Below are 11,979 nucleotides of genomic sequence, written 5' to 3'. Positions count from 1 at the left end.
TCATGCAAATCGCTCAGACTTCCTCCTCTTCCGGCGTTGCCGCCAAAAGCGCCGGCACGGCCCGCGTCGTCGATGACGCGTCCGCCGCCATCAACGGCAGTGCCGGCGCCCGAGCGCGCAGCGAGGCGCCGGCGGCGAAGAGTTCGACGGCGAGCCTGCAGCGCGGCCTGAGCAACTGGGATCACCAGTTGCAGGGAGAAATCTCCAACGCCCAGCAAACCCTGGACTACCTGGAACGCAGCAGCAGCCAGCTGCAGGCGCTGAAAAGCGAGCTGGCGGCCAAGCTGGCCGCGCGCCAGGGCCGCGAAGGACAAGTCGAGGCGCGCGTACGCCAGTTCAGCAATACCTGGCGCCAGCGCGCCAGCGCCTCGGGCGGCACGCTGGACGCGCAGCTCAGCTATACCAGCCCGGAACCGGCGCAGCAGCATTTCAGCATCCGCGGCCTGACCATGGCCAGCCTGCAGGAAGGCCCGCAGGAAGTGCTGGCCTTTTCCGTGGGCGGCGCGAACCAGGCCTTGCGCTCGGTGAATATCGAGCCGGGCCTGAGCGACGACCAGATCATCGCCCGCTTCGACCAGGCCTTGATGCCATCGGGCATCCGCGTCAAGCAGGGCGAAAATGGCGAGCTGGTGTTCAGCACGCCGGAAGCGTCGTGGGCCAATGTGCGCGACAGCCTGTCCGTGCGCGGCAGCGGCATCCGCTACCCGACGGGCCAGATGAGCCGCGTGCGCACGGATGCGGAACCGGCCGCCATCGCGCCGGAAGAATGGAATACCAGCGACGTGGAAGCCCTGCGCGCCACCTTGCAGCAAGTGGTGCAGGCGCTGTCGCACCTGCAGCAGGCACGCAGCTCCGTCAGCCTGGCGCTGGCGCAGGCGACAGGCCGGGTTGCCAAGGCCCAGCCGGTGCAAGTGAGCGTCAGCATGGATACCCTGGCGGAAAACTTCACGGAAAAAGCCAGCCAGCCCGGCTATGAGTCGCTGCTGGCGATCAGCTCGGCGCTGGTGGGCATCAGCCGCGAGCGCGTGGTCGCCCTGCTGGGCCTGCGCTAAAAACGCGCGCGCCCCCTATCGGCGGGCGGTGGAAATCCGTAAGATGCTGCTGGCGCGCCTGCATATTGCCAGGCACGCCGGCACATCGCGCCATCCACACCCGGAGTTCCCTTGATAAAGACCGCCGCCAGGCTGATCAGCTATGCCCTGCTGGGCAAATCCGGCAAGCAGCCGCTCGACATCGCCCGTGTGCGCAAGGTATTGATTTTGCGCAACGACAAGATCGGCGACATGATCGTCACCACGGCGCTGCTGCGCGAGCTGAAGAAAAACTACCCGCACTGGCAAATCGACGTGGCCGCCAGCAGCGCCAACCGCGACGTGATCGCCGCCAATCCGCACGTCAGCGACATCCTCATCTGGGACAAGCAGCCGCTGCTGCGCGACTTGCGCACCACCATCGCCGACCTGCGCCGGCGCCGCTACGACGTCATCTTCAATCCCTACAACCGCTTTTCGATCCCCTTGTTGCTGCGCATCAAATGGCTGGGCGCGCGCTACCTGACGGGCTTTGCCATTCCCAAGTACGGCACCTCGACGGCGAAGCTGGACATGTTCGACCACACGGTGCCGTGCGACCGCAGCCGCCATATCCTGCACAGCTACTTCGCCGCCTTCGCGGCGTTTGGCTTGCGCGACATTGACATGCGCTACGAGCTGTTCGGCGTCGAGGCGCACGCCGCCCCCATCGACGCCGCCTGCGATACCTTGCTGCGCAGCTACGCAGGCCTGTTTTGCCTGAATTTCCAGGGCAGCAATGCGCAGCGCACGGTCAGCGTGGCCGACGCCCAGCGCTGCTGCGCCGCCCTGGCCGCACGCTACCCGCGCCATGCGCTGCTGGTGATCGCCGCGCCCGGCACCGAGGCACGCGCCGCCGGGATCGTCGATGGCGCGGGCCATGCCAACGTGATGCTGGCGCCACCCACCGGCCACATCCTGCAGCTGGCCGCCCTGATACGCCGCTGCGAACTGGTACTGTCGCCGGACACGTCGGTGATCCATATCGCCTCGGCCTATGACCGGAAAATCGTCGGCTATTACATCCGCACCGACAACTACCACTGGTTTTATCCCGCCAGCGGCCAGTACCGCGTGATCCTGGCGCCAGGGCTGACCCTGGACAAGGTCAGCGCCGACGAGACCCTGGCCGCCGTGGCAGCGCTGATGGATGGCGAAACAGCGGCCGTTCAGGCCGCCGGCTGAGCGGACAGCAGCCGCTCCATCTGCGGCGCCGGCAAGGCGCCGGCAAACAGGAAGCCCTGCGCATAGTCGCAGCCGGCCGCGCGCAGCAAATCGCGCTGCTGGGCCGTCTCCACGCCTTCGGCGACGACTTTCAGGCCCAGGCGCTGTGCCAGGGCGATGATGGCCTCGCACAGGGCCAGTCCCGCGTCGCCCTGCCCCAGGGCGCCAACCAGCGAGCGGTCGATCTTGAGAAAATCGATATCGAATTTCTGCAGGCAAGCGAGCGACGTCTGGCCGCTGCCGAAATCGTCGAGCGCCAGCGCCAGGCCCATGGCGCGGAACTGGCGCAGCCGCTCACCCACCTGGCGCGCCTCGTCCAGCAGCACGCCTTCCGTGGTCTCGATGACGATGGCGCCCGGCGGCAGGCCTTCGCGCCGCAAATGGTCGGGCCAGCCCTGGTACAGGGCGGCGTCGCCGCGAAACTCCACGGGCGACTTGTTGATGCTGATCTGGAAGCCGCTGCCATACGCAACTTGCCACTGCTGTGCCTGGCGTACGGCCTGGCGGAATACCCAGTCGCCGATATCGGTGATCAGCCCGTTTGCTTCGGCGAAGGCGATGAACTCGGCGGGCGCAAGCAGGCCGCGCAGCGGATGGCGCCAGCGCAGCAGCGCCTCGGCGCGCGCGATGGCGCCATCGTGCAGGCTGACGATGGGCTGGTAATGCACCTCGAACTGTTCCTGCGCCAGCGCCAGGCGCATCTCGCGCACCGTGTTGCGGCGCAGCTCAGCGGCCTGCTGCAGGGCCGGCGTGAAATAGCGGTAGCCGTTGCGCCCCGCATTCTTGGCCGCGTACATGGCCTGGTCGGCATGCCGCAGCAGGATCTCGGCCGCCTCGGCATCGGCCGGGTACAGCGCCACGCCCACGCTGGCCGACACTTGCGCACTGTCGTCGTCCAGCGCGAAGGGCATGGCCAGCGCCGTGACCAGGTCCTGCACCACGCGCTCGATGCCCGCCAGCTGCCCCACACCGGCCAGGATGACGGTAAATTCATCGCCGCCCAGGCGCGCCACGGTGTCCGTGGCACGCACGCGCTCGCTGATGCGCCGCGCCGCCTGGCGCAGCAAGGTATCGCCTTTCTCGTGGCCCAGGCTGTCATTTACCTGCTTGAAGTTGTCGAGGTCGATGAACAGCAGGGCCAGGCACGTGCCTTCGCGCTTGGCGCGGCGCGTCTCGTTATGCAGCCGGTCGAGAAACATGTGACGGTTCGGCAAGCCCGTCACCTGGTCGAAATTGGCTTGCTGCCAGATGCGTCCGGACGCTTCGCGCTGCGCCGTGATGTCGCCGACCAGCGCCAGCGCGCCCAGGTAGCTGCCGCCCGCGTCGAAAATGGGATTGGTGGCCAGGGTGGCCCACAGGGCGCTGCCGTCGCGGCGCACGAACTTGAACTCGTGGCGTTCGGCGATGCCATCCTGGCGCCGCGCGATATTGCGCTCGAGAATGGCACGGCCTTCATCATCCATGAAGGCGGCCAGCGGCTGGCCCAGCATGTCCTCGATCTGGCAGCCCAGCATGTGCGCCATCTTCGGGTTGACAAAGCTGGTCAGCGCCTGCGCATCGATTTCCCAGATGCCCTCTTCCGCGCTGTGGACGATGCGCCGGAAGCGCTCCTCGCTGCGTTCCAGCGCGGCCAGCTTGCCTTCGGCCTGCTCCAGCACCAGGCGCAGCGCCTGGCCGTTCGGGTCGGCGCTGCCCAGCAGGCTGACGGGCAAGCCCGCCTCCTGGGTGCCGGGGTGCGGCCGCACCTGCAGCTGGATGCGCTCAGGCTCGCTGCTATTGAGCACGCGCTGGACAAACTGGTCGTAGTCGTGGCGAAACGCCTCGTGCACATAGGAACGGAACAGCACATGGCCGGGACGCCCCCGCGCCAGGCCGAACAGCTCGGCCGCCACCAGGTTCAGCTGCACGATCACGCCATCGAGGCCCAGCACGAAATAGGCGACGGGCGCCAGCAGGTACAAGTCATTGAAATACGCCTGTTCCCGTTCCAGCTTGATGCGGCCGGGGCTGAATACGCCATCGTCGAGCAGGGGCGTGGATGGCAGCGGCAGGCCGGCGCCATCGTACGGGGAGGAATCCGGAGCAGGTACCGCGTGCGGTGGTTTGTCCATGGCTATCCTTTGCAGTGCCGCCCCGGCATTCAGGCGGCAGCAGGACCGAGACTAGCACTTAGCACGCGCAGTGTCGAGCCATGCGCGCGGCACACGGCCTTTCTGCAACAGCCCGCCTAGCGGCCCATGCCGCGCCGGCGCAGGCCGAAATCGTGTCCCACCACCAGCAAGGTGCTGGCCACCAGGCTGGACAAGCCCACGATCAGCTGGATCAGCTTATCGTCAGGCAATATCCACAGCGAGGAGGCCGGCGTCTCGCAGCCCGTGGCGGCGCTGATCAGCGGAGATACCCAGGCCGCGTCCGGCGTGACGTCGAGCACGACGGCGCCGTCGGCGCTGGTCTGCATATAGATGTCGCCGCCTTCGGCCAGGGTAAAGCAGATGCCCACGCCCGTTTCCGTGGCGCGGATATTGTCCTGCATGCTGCGGTTATGTTCCTCGATCCACACTTCCACGTCATACGGCGTTTCCAGGTGTTCCCACGGACGGGGACGGAAACGCGGACGTTCTTCCGCGCTGGCGGAGGTGTCGGGAACGTCGGGGATGTTGCTGTCTGCTGCGCCTTGCATGCTCGTTGACCTTTTCTGCGGTGATACGGCGGGACCAGTTGCCTGCCAGTTGTCATTATCCCCCGTTCACGGCGCGCATGGTATGGCATGCAGCAATTCATCAGAAAAACTGACAGCTATTAACTTTTAACATCAACATACCTGACTTAAAATATGCGCCATCTCTTCTTTACAGGCTTTACATGCAAGGCATCAAACGCAAAATCGTCTACGTCACGGCCTTTGAAATCATCGGCATGGCCATTTCCACGGCCTGGCTGACCCTGCTCTCGGGCGAATCGCCGACCAGCACGGGGCCGCTGGCGATCATGATCACCACCATCGCCGTGATCTGGAACCTGCTGTACAACACGGCCTTCGAATACTGGGAAATCCGGCAAGTGTCGCGCACGCGCACCGTCTGGCGCCGCATCCTGCACGCGATCGGTTTCCAGATCACCCTGGTCATCTACCTGATTCCGCTGATCGCCTGGTGGCTCGACATCAGCCTGTGGCAAGCCTTCGTGCTGGACTTTGCCCTGATGCTGATCATCCCCTGCTACAGCTTCATCTTTAACTATTTCTTCGACGGCCTGTTCGGCGTGCCCCTGTCGGCGCAGCAGCCCAGGGAAGAGCCTGCAGAACTTCAGGGCGCGGCCGTGTCGACTTCCGTCAGCAACTGAAGAAAGGACCGCGCCGCCATGCCCAGCGGCCGGTCCTTCATCCACACCAGGTGGATCGGCACGACCAGGCCATTGCCCGTGTTTTTAAAGGCGACGCGGCGCACCCGTCCCGCCGCCAGCGAATGGGCGATGGCCGAGGCGGCGAAATTGCCCCAGCCCAGCCCCGCCTCGACCATCGACAGCGCCATCGGCAGGCTGTCCGTGCGCCAGTAGGACAGCCCCACCACGGGACGCGCATCGGCCAGGTCCAGCTCGCGGCTGGCAACGATGATCTGGCGCAAATTCACCAATTCCTCGATATACAGGGCGCGGCCCGCCACACTCGGCGGATGCTGCGTAGAAATAATCGCCAGCAGGGCATCGCTGCCCACCAGCTGGAACTGCTCCTCGTGATTGATGCGCCCGCCGGCGAAGGCCATGCAGGCACTGATGCGGCCCCGGTGCAGCATGTCGAGCACGTCATCCTGCGGCGCCGTCAGCACCTCGATGTCGAGCAGCGGATGGCGCTGCGACAGCGCGCGCACGGCGCGCAGGAAAGGCGCATGGTCGAGCTCGGCCGCGATGCCCAGCGAAATGCGGCTTTCCAGTCCCTGCGACAATTCCTGCGCATGCAGGTGCAACTGCTTCAATTGCTCGGCGATCAGGCGCGCATGGGGAATCAGGGCCGTCGCAGCCGGCGTGGGCACGGCTTCGCGCGCGCCCCGGTCGAACAGGGTGATGCCCAGTTCCGCCTCGATGTTGGCAATGGCCATGCTGACGGCCGATGGCGCCCGCCCCAGGGCCCGCGCGGCGCTGGAAAACGAACCGCCATCGACGACGGCCAGGAACAGTTCGATGTTATGGCTGGAGAGTTTCATGGGAATATGGAAGGTGCGGTGGAAAGTGCGGCACTTCTGCGAGCGCGCGCGGTCAAACGGGAAACCACGGGAGTACGCACATGCGCCACCGATTCACTGTCCGCCGCAGCGGCTACATTTCAGACTTTACCCGTTTCATCGACGGCTACCTGCAGGCGCACCCGGAAGTGCGGGAAAGCCAGCGCCGCGGCTGGCGCATCTGGTGGGAACGCCCGGCCAGCATGCGCGAACTGGCACTGGTCCACGCCGACAGCGTGCCGGAGCCGCCTTACCACTACGACTGATCAAACCAGCCAAACGCCTGACAACAGCGTGGCGAGCGGCAGTGATTTGTGGCCGAAATGCGCAGCCTCAGGAAGGTACGGCGAGCATCGCCGGCCGCAGGGCGCGCCGCGCAGCAGCTTAGGTCAGGCGTTGTAACCTTGGGCTTAACCTTTCCAGGTGCGCTGCAGGCCCGTATCGGCATGGATCCAGCCGCCACGTGGACCGTTGCGGTAATAGAAACCCACGCCGCCCTGCTTGAAGCTGCGCACGAGCGAACCGAGCACTTCCGCATTCAGGTTGGCCACGCGGATGTCGGCGGCGCGGCCCGAGATGTGCAGCGACTGGCGCGCGGCAGGCACGCCTGCTTCGCGCAGCTTGCTGTTCGAGGCGGCCGTGCGGTAGCCGGACAAAATCTCCAGCGGCTGCTCGATGCCGTAGCGGGCCACGAACGCCTGCGTGCCCCACAGGGTTTCCAGCAGTTTCGGGTCGATGGCGGCCGTCTTCTTGCCATTCACGTCGCGCAGCAAGTGGCACAGTTCCTGGTAGGCCGAATCGATGACTTCGCCATCTTTCCAGTACAGCAGCTTGGCTTTTTCATTGCTGGCCGGACGCACCACTTCCAGGGTGCGGGGCTTGAGCCAGAATTCCAGGTCCAGCGCCTGCGCGTCGAAAATGTCCGGTGGCGGTTCCAGCTCGGTGATGACCTGGCGCGACTGCGAAGTGATCGAGCGGTCAACACTGGCCAGCTGGGTCGGCTGGGGCGGCACTGCCGTGCGCGGCGGACGCGGCCTGGCGCTGGCCGAGGCCGATGGAGGAGCGGCCGTGCGCGAGGCGCAGCCGATGAGCGGGGTGGCTACCAGGCCCAGCGCGGCCAGGCCCATACCGTGGTGTAGAAAATTTCTGCGCGATGCCATAGTCATTCCAATATAACGATACGAATACTATAGCCTATTGTGCAGCGAAGAAAAACCCTGAATGCCTATCGTGTCCCCCTGTTTTCAGTGCATTTGCTTCCAGCCTTGCCTCAGGCGGCAGCCTCGGCGGCAGCGATGCGCCCTTTTGCCTGCGCCAGCGCCGTCAATGGCTTGTCCAGCAGATAACCTTGCGCGACGATGGGCAAGCCCGTGGCAGCGGCGATGCGTTGCAGGGCGGCCAGCGCGGCAGGCGTGTCAAGGCGCTTGAAGACCACGCGGATCTTTGCCGCATGGCACAGGCTGACAAAGCTGGCGGCGGCCGCCTCGTCGCTGAGATTGCCCGCGTCAAGCTTGAAGGCGTGCGGATGCAAACGCTCCAGCATGCCCGTGGCTTCCTGTACGCTGGCCACGTTGATGGCCAGGCGGAAACCATTGCGGCGATAATTGTCGGCCACGTAATTGAGCAGCCAGCCCTGGTTGGCCGTCACGGCAGGCAATTGCAGCACGATGCGCTCGATCGGCAAGCCCAGCGCGTCGAGGATGCGCTGGAAGGCGTGGCCGTGATTGCTGCTGACGGCGCTCAGCAGGCGGTCGTGCACGTTCAGGTACAGATCGGCCTGCTCCGCTTCCGGCTGCCGAAAGAAATTAATCGCGTGCAGCATGCGGCACAGCCGGTCCAGCTCGACGGATTCATCGTCGCTGGCCGCATGGTCAAGCAAGCGCCACAGCGACAGGCCCTCGTCCGCCTTCGACACGCTGCGCGCCAGTCCCTCGAAGGCCAGCAGCTTGCCGCTCTCCAGTTCGCGCAGCGGCTGGAAGGCGCTGGTCATGGTGCAATTGAAAAAGCGTCCCAGCGCCCTGCCCTCGTCGTCGAGCCAGACGCTGGTGCCAGCCTGGGTTTGATGCGACAGGCGGGCCAGGTAATTTTGCAGGACGGGAAATGGCATACATGCTCCTTCGTAGGGCTGCGCCCGCTTCCCTCCTGGGGACGGGGGCGCCAAAGTGTGCAGACTAAGGCAGGCCTGAACAAAGGAGAACGAATGGTTTCGCCATTTGATATGCGTGCAGCAAATATGGCCAGGCAACGGCGCGCGCATATCGATAGTCAGAAACATTCCTTCCCGCCCCCTGCCCCAGCCTTTACTGTGAGCATGTACCGATATCCTCAGGAAGGGCCGCCATGTGCCAGTTACTCGCAATGAACAGCAGCAAGCCGGCCGCGCTGGGATTTTCCTTTGCCGGCTTTGCCGAGCGGGGCGGCCGCACGGACGAGCACCGCGACGGCTGGGGCATCGCCTATCATTCGAGCAGCGGCTGCACCTTGCTGACGGACCACCTGGCCGCCATCGATTCGCCGCTGGCCGCCACGGTGCAGCAGCAAGCGGTGAAAGCGAAAAACATCGTCGCCCACATCCGCAAGGCCACGCAGGGCCGCATCGCGCCGGAAAACACCCACCCGTTCGCCCGCGAACTGTGGGGCAAGACCTGGTCGTTCGCCCACAACGGCGACTTGAAAACCTGGTCGGCGGCGCCCGACGCGCAGTACCGCGCCAGCGGTGACACGGACAGCGAGCAGGCGTTTTGCCACCTGCTGGCCAGCCTGCGCGCGCGCTTTCCCGAGGGCGAACCGCCGCGCGCCGACTTGCGCGCCGCCATCGCCGAGGTGGCGCGCGACATCGCTGCCCACGGCACCTTCAATTTCATCCTGTCCGATGGCGAGGTGCTGTTCGCGCACTGCTCCACGCACCTGCACTATGTGATACGCGAGTATCCGTTTTCCGTGGCGCAACTGATCGACTGCGAACGCAGCATCGACTTTCGCCAGCACAATCACCTCGATGACCGCATCGCCGTCATCGCCACGCACCCGCTGACGCAAAACGAGGAGTGGCTGGCATTCGCGCCCGGCGAACTGAAGCTGTTTGCCGGCGGCACCTTGCTGCCAGCACACGATGCCGCGCCGCAAGGCGTGTATATCCAGATCAGTTACTGAAGGAACAACTCAACGGGGAAGAAAGGGCCCGCCGCCGGATGGGCGGGCTGAGGTACCGGAAGAGCGTCAGGCCGAATTGCAGTTGCAAAAGCGTTTGCGCTTGGGGTCGCCGCTGGCGATGCCAGCAGGATCAATCTGTTTCCAGCAAAAAATCGTTTCCACGCCATATGGCGAGCGCACATTGCCTGCCTCGACATAACCCTGCTTGACGAAAAAGGCCTGGCTGCTGGCCGTGCTGTGCAGCTGCAAGGCCTTGATGCCCCACTCGCGCGCCTGCGCTTCCAGCCCTTCCACCAGCGCCTTGCCCGCGCCCCGTCCCTGCGCCTCGGGCAGCAGGTAGCACAGGGCCAGCTTGCCGGCACGCGTGAGCAAGCCCACGCCCACGACGGCGCCTTGCTCTACTGCAACGAGTGAAAAATTGGTGGGCGATGCAAACCAGCACGCCACCATCTGCGGTGTTTTATTGCCCAGCCACGCTTCCAGGATGGCCGGATCGTCACGATGATCGAGGCTGCAGCATTCGACGATCGAGCGTCGTAACACACTGCACGCCTCGAAAGCGTCGGTCGATGTTGCAATACGAATTTCAAGACTCATGTACGCTCACAAAATATTCCAGTTGCCGATGCAGACGGTTTCACCGTGTATCGCGCGATTCGACTATACACCAAGCGGCGCATTCGGGTTTTTTCGCGCCGCGTCAAGAGCGGCTTTTACCTATGGCGCCCAGTTGGCAGCCTAAGCCCTGGCGCCCGGCTTTCCCACGAATCATTTCACCAATCCATATCTGTTTTTTGGCAGAAACGGGAATGTGATCTAAGCATATTACGAAAAATTCGTTTCTTTTCCGGCCGGAATTTTAGACTATGTCTATCTATTCTCACAACAAGAGTTCAACATGTCCCCATTCAACGCCGTACCGACCGCCGTCCTGACGCTCAGCCAACGCTCGCGCCGCTGGTTCCTGGCCAGCGCCCTGGCCGCTTCCGCCGCAGCCATGAGCCTGCCGATGACAGCCGGCGCCGCCGAACCGGTGGTCTTGCTGAACGCGTCCTACGACGTGATGCGCGAACTGTTCAAGGACGTGAATCCCGCATTTATTGCAGACTGGAAAGCCAAAACGGGCGAAACCATCACCATCAAGCAATCGCACGGCGGTTCCAGCAAGCAGGCGCGCTCCGTGGCCGATGGCCTGGAAGCGTCTGTCGTGACCATGAACCAGGCCAACGACATCGACATCCTCGTCGACCGTGGCCTCGTGGTGGCCGACTGGGCCAAGAAATTCCCCAACAACGCGGCGCCGTTCTATTCCACCATGGTATATCTGGTGCGCAAAGGCAACCCGAAACAGATCAAGGATTGGGACGACCTGGCCAAGCCCGGCATCAAGGTCATCGTGCCGAACCCGAAAACCTCGGGCAATGGGCGCTACACCTACCTGGCGGCCTGGGGCTATGCGCTGAAAAAAGGCGGCGGCGAAGCGCAGGCGCGCGAGCTGGTGACCAAGCTGTTCAAGAACGTGCCCGTGCTGGACGGCGGTGGCCGCGGCGCCACCACCACCTTCACGCAGCGTGAAATCGGCGATGTGCTGGTGACGTTTGAAAACGAGGTGCAACTGGTGCGCGCCGAGTTCGGCGACAACTTTGAAGTGGTGTACCCAAGCATTTCCATCCTGGCGGAGTCGCCGGTGGCCGTCGTCGACAAGGTGGTCGACCGCCGCGGCATCCGCAAGCAAGCCACGGCCTACCTGCAATACCTGTACTCGGAACCGGGCCAGGAACTGGTCGCCAAGCATTATCTGCGCCCCCGTTCGGCAGCGGTGGCGAAGAAATACGCGGCCAGCTTCAAGCCGATCTCGTTGTTCACCATCGACGATGTGTTTGGCGGCTGGAAACAGGCGCAAAAGAAACACTTTGACGATGGCAGCGAGTTCGACAAGATTTATCAAAAGTAAGCACGCCAGACCTTCAGGGAAACCGGGACATGTCCCGGTTTTTTTATGGCGGCGCGCCCGCGCGCCACTCCAGGGCGCTGAACAGGCTGGCGATTTCGCTGCTGCGGCGCGTCCCCGTCTTGGCCAGGATGGCCTGGATCTGGCTGCGCACCGTGCTGATGCGTATGCCCCGCCGGCGTGCATAATCAGCCGGCTCCATGCCGTCGGCCAGTGCCTGCGCCAGCGCCCACTGCGCCGCCGTCAAACCGCAAGGCCGCTCCGCGCCCTGCGGCCACGGTTGCGCCGCCGTGCGGAACAGGGGCCGCAGCGACAGCATGGCCATGCACGCGCCGTCGCCGCGCATACCGTGCCCCAGCGGGAT

Annotated in this window: 12 protein-coding genes and 1 pseudogene; 6 read left to right on the top strand and 7 right to left on the bottom strand. The window is 64.5% G+C overall.

Annotation, left to right across the window (positions count from 1 at the left end):
• Window positions 1-2: 2 nt before the first annotated feature.
• Both JaAD80_RS20825 and JaAD80_RS20820 read left to right on the top strand, forming a co-directional pair.
• Window positions 3-1,052: a hypothetical protein gene (locus JaAD80_RS20825; RefSeq protein ID WP_102296941.1), complete on the top strand. Its 1,050-nt coding sequence runs from the start codon at window positions 3-5 to the stop codon at window positions 1,050-1,052.
• A gap of 111 nt (window positions 1,053-1,163) precedes the next feature.
• Window positions 1,164-2,255 carry a glycosyltransferase family 9 protein gene (locus tag JaAD80_RS20820; RefSeq protein WP_102296938.1) on the top strand — a complete coding sequence of 364 codons (1,092 nt, stop codon included), beginning with the start codon at window positions 1,164-1,166 and terminating at the stop codon, window positions 2,253-2,255.
• On the opposite strand, the gene JaAD80_RS20815 is transcribed toward JaAD80_RS20820, so the two are convergent.
• The gene (locus JaAD80_RS20815; protein WP_180979512.1) at window positions 2,240-4,405 is read right to left on the bottom strand and encodes a bifunctional diguanylate cyclase/phosphodiesterase; all 2,166 of its coding nucleotides are present in this window, start codon (window positions 4,403-4,405) and stop codon (window positions 2,240-2,242) included. The two genes, JaAD80_RS20820 and JaAD80_RS20815, sit on opposite strands and share 16 nt — an antisense overlap.
• Window positions 4,406-4,521: 116 nt before the next feature.
• Window positions 4,522-4,974, bottom strand: a complete 453-nt coding sequence (locus JaAD80_RS20810; protein ID WP_102296936.1) for a hypothetical protein — start codon at window positions 4,972-4,974, stop codon at window positions 4,522-4,524.
• Between the two features lie 182 nt (window positions 4,975-5,156).
• Between JaAD80_RS20810 and JaAD80_RS20805 the strand changes: the two genes are divergently transcribed.
• Window positions 5,157-5,636 (top strand): PACE efflux transporter, encoded by a 480-nt coding sequence (locus tag JaAD80_RS20805; protein WP_102296934.1) that lies wholly within the window; start codon window positions 5,157-5,159, stop codon window positions 5,634-5,636.
• Here JaAD80_RS20805 and JaAD80_RS20800 read toward each other — a convergent pair.
• Window positions 5,600-6,493, bottom strand: coding sequence for a LysR family transcriptional regulator (locus JaAD80_RS20800; protein WP_102296931.1), 894 nt, complete (start codon window positions 6,491-6,493; stop codon window positions 5,600-5,602). The two genes, JaAD80_RS20805 and JaAD80_RS20800, sit on opposite strands and share 37 nt — an antisense overlap.
• Before the next feature lie 80 nt (window positions 6,494-6,573).
• Between JaAD80_RS20800 and JaAD80_RS20795 the strand changes: the two genes are divergently transcribed.
• Window positions 6,574-6,777, top strand: coding sequence for a DUF3460 family protein (locus JaAD80_RS20795; RefSeq protein ID WP_102296928.1), 204 nt, complete (start codon window positions 6,574-6,576; stop codon window positions 6,775-6,777).
• 144 nt (window positions 6,778-6,921) lie between these two features.
• On the opposite strand, the gene JaAD80_RS20790 is transcribed toward JaAD80_RS20795, so the two are convergent.
• Together JaAD80_RS20790 and JaAD80_RS20785 are read right to left on the bottom strand one after the other, a co-directional pair.
• The gene (locus tag JaAD80_RS20790) at window positions 6,922-7,638 is read right to left on the bottom strand and encodes a DUF882 domain-containing protein (RefSeq protein ID WP_102296926.1); all 717 of its coding nucleotides are present in this window, start codon (window positions 7,636-7,638) and stop codon (window positions 6,922-6,924) included.
• 143 nt (window positions 7,639-7,781) lie between these two features.
• Window positions 7,782-8,618 carry an EAL domain-containing protein gene (locus tag JaAD80_RS20785; RefSeq protein ID WP_102296924.1) on the bottom strand — a complete coding sequence of 279 codons (837 nt, stop codon included), beginning with the start codon at window positions 8,616-8,618 and terminating at the stop codon, window positions 7,782-7,784.
• 233 nt (window positions 8,619-8,851) lie between these two features.
• On the opposite strand from JaAD80_RS20785, the gene JaAD80_RS20780 reads away from it, so the two are divergent.
• Window positions 8,852-9,664 carry a class II glutamine amidotransferase gene (locus tag JaAD80_RS20780; RefSeq protein ID WP_102296921.1) on the top strand — a complete coding sequence of 271 codons (813 nt, stop codon included), beginning with the start codon at window positions 8,852-8,854 and terminating at the stop codon, window positions 9,662-9,664.
• 66 nt (window positions 9,665-9,730) lie between these two features.
• Here JaAD80_RS20780 and JaAD80_RS20775 read toward each other — a convergent pair whose 3' ends face one another.
• On the bottom strand, window positions 9,731-10,207 hold the full coding sequence (locus JaAD80_RS20775; RefSeq protein WP_374755263.1) for a GNAT family N-acetyltransferase: 477 nt from the start codon (window positions 10,205-10,207) through the stop codon (window positions 9,731-9,733).
• Window positions 10,208-10,661: 454 nt separating this feature from the next.
• Here JaAD80_RS20775 and JaAD80_RS20770 point away from each other — a divergent pair, with 454 nt between their 5' ends.
• Complete coding sequence (locus JaAD80_RS20770) at window positions 10,662-11,618, top strand: sulfate ABC transporter substrate-binding protein (protein ID WP_180979513.1); 957 nt, start codon at window positions 10,662-10,664, stop codon at window positions 11,616-11,618.
• A gap of 43 nt (window positions 11,619-11,661) precedes the next feature.
• On the opposite strand, the pseudogene JaAD80_RS30815 reads toward JaAD80_RS20770, so the two are convergent.
• Window positions 11,662-11,979 (bottom strand): annotated as a pseudogene (locus JaAD80_RS30815) (hypothetical protein); the annotation flags it as partial.

Origin of the sequence: Janthinobacterium sp. AD80, assembly GCF_002878455.1 — a bacterium.
Taxonomy (GTDB): Bacteria; Pseudomonadota; Gammaproteobacteria; order Burkholderiales; family Burkholderiaceae_D; genus Janthinobacterium.
Note: the sequence above shows the minus strand (reverse complement) of the source record. Positions and strands in the feature narration are given on the sequence as shown.